Source organism: Helicobacter monodelphidis, from assembly GCF_003288845.1.
Classification (GTDB): domain Bacteria; phylum Campylobacterota; class Campylobacteria; order Campylobacterales; family Helicobacteraceae; genus NHYN01.
Genome location: NZ_NHYN01000045.1, coordinates 1 through 3,835, shown reverse-complemented (window position 1 = coordinate 3,835; position 3,835 = coordinate 1). Strand labels below are relative to the sequence as shown.

6 protein-coding genes and 1 pseudogene are annotated in these 3,835 nt (G+C 30.9%); 2 read left to right on the top strand and 5 right to left on the bottom strand.

Going from position 1 to position 3,835, the window contains the following annotated elements; translation table 11 throughout:
* Positions 1–748: RNA-guided endonuclease InsQ/TnpB family protein (locus CCZ01_RS09685; RefSeq protein ID WP_146745250.1), on the top strand; the 748-nt coding region annotated here is incomplete at its 5' end.
* Positions 749–949: 201 nt separating this feature from the next.
* Positions 950–1,081, top strand: coding sequence for a hypothetical protein (locus CCZ01_RS10900; protein WP_258437182.1), 132 nt, complete (start codon positions 950–952; stop codon positions 1,079–1,081).
* Positions 1,082–1,148: 67 nt separating this feature from the next.
* Here the strand turns inward: CCZ01_RS10900 and vapD are convergent, their stop codons facing one another.
* From vapD to CCZ01_RS09660, 5 genes and pseudogenes are all read right to left on the bottom strand, one after another.
* Positions 1,149–1,511, bottom strand: a complete 363-nt coding sequence (gene vapD, locus CCZ01_RS09680) for a VapD family protein (protein ID WP_112053005.1) — start codon at positions 1,509–1,511, stop codon at positions 1,149–1,151.
* Positions 1,504–1,830, bottom strand: coding sequence for a hypothetical protein (locus CCZ01_RS09675; RefSeq protein WP_112053004.1), 327 nt, complete (start codon positions 1,828–1,830; stop codon positions 1,504–1,506). The genes vapD and CCZ01_RS09675 overlap by 8 nt, the downstream gene beginning before the upstream one ends.
* A gap of 101 nt (positions 1,831–1,931) precedes the next feature.
* Positions 1,932–2,015: pseudogene (locus tag CCZ01_RS10955) on the bottom strand (RNA-guided endonuclease InsQ/TnpB family protein); the annotation flags it as partial.
* A gap of 150 nt (positions 2,016–2,165) precedes the next feature.
* On the bottom strand, positions 2,166–3,113 hold the full coding sequence (locus CCZ01_RS09665) for a ParM/StbA family protein (protein ID WP_112053003.1): 948 nt from the start codon (positions 3,111–3,113) through the stop codon (positions 2,166–2,168).
* Positions 3,114–3,123: 10 nt separating this feature from the next.
* Positions 3,124–3,507 carry a hypothetical protein gene (locus CCZ01_RS09660; protein WP_112053002.1) on the bottom strand — a complete coding sequence of 128 codons (384 nt, stop codon included), beginning with the start codon at positions 3,505–3,507 and terminating at the stop codon, positions 3,124–3,126.
* Positions 3,508–3,835 lie beyond the last annotated feature (328 nt).

Sequence of the window (3,835 nt, the reverse complement as noted above, 5' to 3'; positions counted from 1 at the left end):
TAAAACGCATAAATCATCTATGCAAACCAAACAAGGTTTAGGAATAGATATAGGCTTAAAATCCTGTGTATGTTTATCTAATGGCTTAAGTGTTAAAGCACCTAAACCATTAGCTAAGCTTACAAGAAAGCTTAAAAGAGTTAGTAGGCAATTAAGCAAAAAGCAACACCCGAAAACAAAAGGTGAAGCATTAGCTGGCATTAAGAAGTCTAATAACTATTTAAAGCAATCTTTAAAGCTTAGTAGATTACATAGACAAATTACTAATGTTAGAAGTGATTTTTTACATAAGCTAACAACTAGCTTGGTAAGGCATTATGCTTATTTTGGGATTGAAAATTTAAATGTAAGTGGTATGCTTAAAAATCATAAATTAGCAAAAGCAATCAGTGATGTAAGCTTTTATGAATTTAAAAGGCAATTACAATATAAAAGTAATTATTACAAAAGAGAAGTTATAGAAGCAGATAGATTCTATCCTAGCTCTAAGACTTGCTTTAATTGTGGAAGTATTAAAGAAAACCTCACTCTTAAAGATAGAATTTATATTTGTAATAGTTGTGGAATTAGTTTAGATAGAGATTTTAATGCAAGTTTGAATCTACTAAATTATGCTAAAAACAAAATAGGCTTAGTTCAAGCCGAATTTACGCCTGAGGACTTGACAGCTCTGCAATGTCATTTAGCAATAAATAACATTGTAACTAGCAAGGTTGAGACAGGAATACAACAAAAATCCTATTTATAGATTTTTATATCTATTTATATGATTTTATAGGTTTGTAGGAACGGTGATATTGGTATTAAAAATGATAGGGGAACAAATGAGATTTTTCACGCTAACAAGAAAGGAGAGCGAGATTTTAGACGATTAGAAAGACGAGCAAAAGAAAATATCGTAGGTGATGGTGGAGACGCCCTCTCTCTCCACACTCCAAGTCAAGCTCAGATGGGCGCGAATGGTGATAACTCACTTTCATCAACTACTGATGACATTATACCACAATCCACAGAAGATCCAATCCTACAAAGAGCCTTAGAACTCCAAACAAAACAACAAAAAGGAGAGCTAGATTTCTAACGGTGAGTGGCAATTCATCCTCCGCCTAAGAGGCGAAGGTTTTCTTGCCTAAAATTTCATAAATATATTACTTCCTCCTATTCCTTAATCCTTGTTTGCTTCTTGGTGGCGTCTCTGTCATTTTTGCACTTTCTCTCACAATAGTTTCAACATCAAATTGAAATTCATCAACATTTGTAACTTGCATTCTTTGCATACTGGATTCTAACCAAGTGAAAGCTCTACCAAGTTTTTTCGCTATATTAGAAATATCATTGCGATCCATTGGCTCTTTGGAGATATAGCCTGAATATTGACTATGCTCAAAGCCATTTTTGAGCATAAATTGTTTGATCTGACTATAAGGCTTCCTTGTATCTGCAAAGAATTTCTTGAGTTCATTTGTGCTTAAATCAAAGTGGATCGCTTTTCTGAATCTGGCTTCATTCATTCCATACACCCTCATTGCGTTTTTTAAAGCTTTGAATCAAATCCTTATTTCCTTCTCCTTCATCAATCCACACCCACTCTTTAACATTCTTTGTAAACCAATCGCACTCCACTAATTTGCAATGCACAAATACACCTATATTACTTAAAGCCATTCTATCTCTTGTTGAATGATAAGTGTATTCATCAATCTTTGTGAGATTACATTTTTCTGCCATTCTATCAATCGTTGCTTTGAAGTCTTCTAGGTCATAAATATCTTCTCTTAAAATCTTTTCTTCATCTAACACAATTTTTGTTCCAAGTAAGGGATAAGGCATATTGACTCCTTTTGTTTTTGTAAGTTTAGCATTCATTATGTAAATTTTCGTGAATTACCCCCACTTAAGAAGTGTGGGCTTCCTAACAAAGCTAAGCAACCTTAACTAATTTGAAAGGCTTTTTGTTTAGTGTCTAATAGGCTAATTCCTAACCCAAACGACTTTAATCCTCTCTCTAAGATATTGATACTAGGTAGCTGATTAGTTTTTAATTGAAGCTTAATTTTAACCAATCTCTAGCAGAAATCCTAAAGGTCTTTAGCCTTTGGAATGAATGCTTATCAGCTAACGCCGATTATCCTTGATTCTCTATATAAGCCTTTATAATTCCTCACCTATTCTTTTTCATATAGCAGATTTCCTATAACATTGAAATATTCACTATTTTTATGTTTTTTGATATGGTTGGTGTAGTTTTCATCAATGAAATAACCACCCCCACCAACAAAATGAATCTCATCCATCTTATCTAGCTCATTAGAATAGTAAGTTTCTAGGAGTTGCATAATATCGTCTGTGTAAAGTTTTTTAAATTGTTGTATATCTTGCGATAAATCATATTCATTTCCTCTCAAGGTATACTTTCCGCTAAGAATAACCCTAAGAGCTTCTTTGAGTGTAATTGCACGTTTATAATCTGTTTCAATCTTTTTGATCATCATTGTAGCAATTGTCATTACACCTTTTTGTTTAAAGGAATGCTTTTCATTGATTCTCCTTTTTTGAATTTTACCATCATAGACAAAAATAATATCAATTGTATTAAAACCAATATCGATAACAAGATAATCTTTTGGCATATTTTCTTGTTTTTCTTGTGCAAAATACTCTAATGCCTTGACCGCTCCAACACCTTGAGGTAAAATAGAAACATCAAATTTATAATGTTTTCCATTACTTTCAAAGCTCGATAGGCGTTCACGATAATCTGAAATGTAACTCTTATGGGCTGGAGAAAGTGCACTATTGATGATGGGAAATTCATCAAGGTTAATATGAGAAAATTGAGCAGCTTCTAATAAAAGTAAAGGGCTATACTTACGAAGTTCTGAATACTCTGTTAGCTCAATAATATCCTTTGTGTTTTGCTTTAGAGCAAAATCTCCAACATAGAAATTTTGTCTTTCAAACTTAACTAATTGATCATCTTCATCAACTTCAGTATTTTCAACATTTGCAAATGCAATCACACTCGGAATTTTCCCTAAAACCATTTCTTGCTTATCATTGAAAAAGGCATATTTTGTATGACCAAAACCAACATCAAGACCCAACTTTTTCATTATCTACCTCCTAGAAATTAAAATCATCTTTGCTATTAGCAGAAGAGTTACTATTTATTGAACTATTGCCAATTGACGATGGTAAAGAGAGAGAATTACTTTCATCAGAAGTAATCTTTTTTGTTTCTTTATTCTCATTTTTTACAATATTTTCATCTACTTTAGAAACTAGATTCACTGAATTAAGATTAAATTCATTTAAAAAAGTTTCTAAACCTACACCGAGCCTACGTTTAACAATCCTATCTAAAGAGCCATCTTCATAGGCATCAAGAATTAAATCTTGAATAATGCTACTGCGTTGAGGCATATTTTTGAATATTGCACCAGAAGTTCCATAAAGCGTTAATGTGAAGTTATAGCTACCACAAATTTGTCCTAATTTTGCATTCATTAAGCATCCTATAATTAAATATTTAAATATATTATAATTTAAATATACTTATATATACATAAAAACAAATATAATTCATATATATTATTATATTAAATTATATATATCAATATAAAACTATATTTAAATGTTAATAGATATATTTAAATATAAAAATATATATTTAAATTTAATTACTTATATTAAGATACTCTAAGATATTTATATTTATATTTATATATAAATATTGTTTTATAATTTACAAAAATGTAAGGTTGGCTCTCCAATAATAATAGGACACTTACCAACTAATATCTATCCCAGCTATTAAGCTATCAGTAGCAGAGAT

Bases quoted from the DNA above. Each gene is read 5' to 3' on its own strand.
- CCZ01_RS10900 (WP_258437182.1), top strand. From the start codon at position 950: ATGGGCGCGAATGGTGATAACTCACTTTCATCAACTACTGATGACATT.
- vapD (WP_112053005.1), bottom strand. From the start codon at position 1,511: ATGAATGAAGCCAGATTCAGAAAAGCGATCCACTTTGATTTAAGCACA.
- CCZ01_RS09675 (WP_112053004.1), bottom strand. From the start codon at position 1,830: ATGCCTTATCCCTTACTTGGAACAAAAATTGTGTTAGATGAAGAAAAG.
- CCZ01_RS09665 (WP_112053003.1), bottom strand. From the start codon at position 3,113: ATGAAAAAGTTGGGTCTTGATGTTGGTTTTGGTCATACAAAATATGCC.
- CCZ01_RS09660 (WP_112053002.1), bottom strand. From the start codon at position 3,507: ATGAATGCAAAATTAGGACAAATTTGTGGTAGCTATAACTTCACATTA.